This is a genomic window from Campylobacter concisus (assembly GCF_003049735.1).
Classification (GTDB): Bacteria; Campylobacterota; Campylobacteria; order Campylobacterales; family Campylobacteraceae; genus Campylobacter_A; species Campylobacter_A concisus_AN.
The window spans coordinates 1-3276 of record NZ_PIRM01000012.1; the positions used below are offsets into that span (position 1 = coordinate 1).

A 3276-nucleotide genomic window follows, 5' to 3' on the forward strand; every position below is an offset into this window, starting at 1 on the left:
ATTTTTAACATGACTAAAGTCTATACTATTGTCAGCTACTTTTAATGTATCAAATCCAGCTCCGCCGTCGATAGTCGAAGTATCTTGAATACTTGCATTTTTACCGATAGAGATAACATCATCTCCGCCGCCGCCGCTTACGGTAGAGTTATTCTTAACAGTTAGATTATCTCCGATAGTAATGGTATCGTTGCCGTCAGTAGCGTTATTTACTCCGCCGCCGCCTTCGCCCCAGTCTCCGTAGATACCGGCATTGCCATCTAGGGTTAGATTATTGCCTATAGTAATTGTATCGTCTCCTTGTCCACCTTTTACATCAGCATAGTTTTTAAACGTTACGTTATTTCCCATGGTTACCGTATCGTTACCGAAAGTACTCGCGTCTGTATCGTTCTTATCATTATCCATATAGATATCAGAATTATCTATAGTAACGTTATTTCCTATTTTTGCGGTATCACTATGGTATCCTAAGTGCATATGCGTACCTTCGCTAATATTAGCTCCGTCTCCGATATTTAGAGTATCACTTTGATCTCCAGTTATAAGCTGAGAGTGTTTAACAGTAGCACCGGCTCCTATATTAATTACGTCATCATTGGCGTGAAGATCTATTCTAGTATTGTGTAACTCAGCGCCATCTTTAATATTAATCGTATCTTTAGCAACAGCGCTGCCAAATGCACCAATTACGGTTTTGTCGTATGAGCTAGCATCTTTATCGCCAAATTTACCGCTAATATTAACCGTATTATCTCCGCTACTCCAGCCACCACCAAGAGTTATCTTAGTATTGTCAGATTCTATATTATTGCCAGTACCATCGATATTAACGGTATTTGTACCATGTCCTGTTTGGATATTAGCGTCTTTAAATTTACCGCCCTTAATATTGATAGTATCGTCGCCGCTTCCGGTTGTGATATTAGAGTTTTTAATTACGCCACCACCGATATTTATAGTATCGTTATCTTTTCCGGTGTCAATATTAGAATTTTCAACTGTACCGTTTATATTTAAAGTATCTTTTCCACCGTAAGTTTGTATTTCGGCATTTTTGACGGTAGCACCGGCTTTAACGTTTATGGTATCTTCTGAACTATAATAATCCCTATGATCTGATCTTATATAAGTTTTATGCTCGCCATAAAAAAGACTCGGATCTTGGTCGCCAAATACCGCACCGGACTCTATATTTACTTCATTTTTACCCTTGCCTAGTCCGATCTCTGCTTTGCTAAACGTACCGCCTCTTACATTCACCGTATCATTACCGTCATCGGTATAAATTCTTGTACCGGTTAAATTTGCTCCGGCATTTATATTTATCTCGTCGTTACCGCCGTCCATATTCACAAGCGAATCTTCTTTGAGCGTAGCATTATCTATTGTTAAAATATCATTGCCCTCGCCCATATCTGCTTTGACTTTTACCTTAGCTCCGCCGTGCATCTTTATCTCATCGTCTCCGCCGTGAGTTTGAAGATGATTGCCGACGTTAGTATAAGTAAAGTCGCCCGCTATATCTATAACGTCTTTATTTTGGCTACCCATAAGGCTTTTTACTTTAGCTTCGCCGCTTTGATGGAAATTCATATATTGCTCGCCTAGAGATGAAGATGCCTGTATAGATACATCTTTTAGTACGGCATTTCCGGTTACGTTTAGAGTAGCTCTGTCGGTAGATTTACCGCCTTCAAACTGCAATGTAGTGCCATCCAACTCGGCATTACCGTTAATGTTTATTTTATCGTTTGCTCCGGCACCAGTATTGATATTACCGCCTTTAACCTTAGCATTATCTTTTATGGTAATAGTGTCATCTCCGGCTTCTCCTTGAATATATGTATTCTTTAGTTTAGCATTGCCGTTTACGGTTATTTCGTCATTAAATTTATTACCCTCAATCCACTTAGAATCTAAATTCATGCCGTCTGTAATTTCTATTTTATTTTCACCGTATCCGCCGGATATCTTTCTGCCGCCTATTTGAGAATTTGTAAATTTCATTCCGTCATCACCGGAATAATTGCTTCGCATACTACCTTCTACTTCTCCGTCAACAGTAGCATTTTCGACAGTGATATTATCGTTATCCGATTTTTCAGCTCCGCCGTATATGCTAGGGCTTTCGCCGCGTCCGCCGCTAACGTATCCTTTTACTTTTGCACCGTCTAAAATTTTAATAGTATCGCTATCTTCGTTGCCTTCTATGTTTTGGGTTACGACGGTATCGGTATCTTTTACGGTTATAATGTCATTACCCCATCTTCCTTTTATGTCGTCTACTTTAGCGCCTTTTTCTACCAATATCTCGTCATTGCCGCCTCTACCGTTTATAACACTAACGTAAGTTCCGCTATCGCTTACGGTTACCTTATCGTTTCCTTCGTCTGCTTGTACAAGATCTACTTTTGCACCTTTGTCTACAGTTATAATATCATCTCCATTACCGGCGCCTATAAATTTAACTTCTGTTCCAGTTCCGCTTACTTTTATGGTATCGCCGGCTGCACCGTTGTCTTCTATATCTATATTTTTCCCTTTGCGTGCTTGTTCTGCTTTTTCATATACATCGTTTAGAGTTTTTGTATCTCCATGTACTCTTTCCACTTTAGAGCCGCTATCTACCGTTATAGTATCGCTTCCGCCGTTGCCGCCTATGCCTTTAACTTCGGAATTATTACTTACTTTTATGATATCGTCTTCAGAGCCGCCTACGATTCTTGAAGTTACCTTAGAATTATCTACCGAAATTTTATCTTCGCCCGAACCGCCGGAAATACCAATTGTCTCGGCGCCGTTTTTGAGGTCGACGTTGTCGTTTCCGACTCCTCCGTGTACGGACGTTATTTTTGTACCGTCTACGGTTATTTTATCTGCATTATCCGATCCAAACACTTTTAAACTTGGATTAGGATTTACTATCTTAGCTACTGATCCATCATCCGGATAGTTTGAAGCTTTTGCCGTGCTAGTCACCGCTAAATCTTTAGCGTTATCTTGACCAATAGCAAGATTACCGTCTTTACTTACATACCAACCGTTTTTATATTCAAATGCGCTAGGAGCGCTAGGATCGTTAGGAGTTAGATAATCTCTACCGTCGGTATGTCTATATACGTGATATCCGTTAGGTATAGAAGAGGCAAACGAGTCTAAGAGTGCAGAAGATGTGCTTTCTCCTTTATACGCCGACAAAGGAATTTTTATACTTCCTGCTGGTAAAGCAGGTCCTGTTGCTTCAGCTCCAGTTCCAGCCCCAACAGCACTTCC

At 40.3% G+C, this 3276-nt stretch carries 1 protein-coding gene; it reads right to left on the reverse strand.

Annotated elements, in window-relative coordinates; genetic code table 11:
• The coding region (locus tag CVS97_RS09200) for a hypothetical protein (protein ID WP_159071356.1) at positions 1-3276 on the reverse strand (3276 nt) is incomplete at both ends.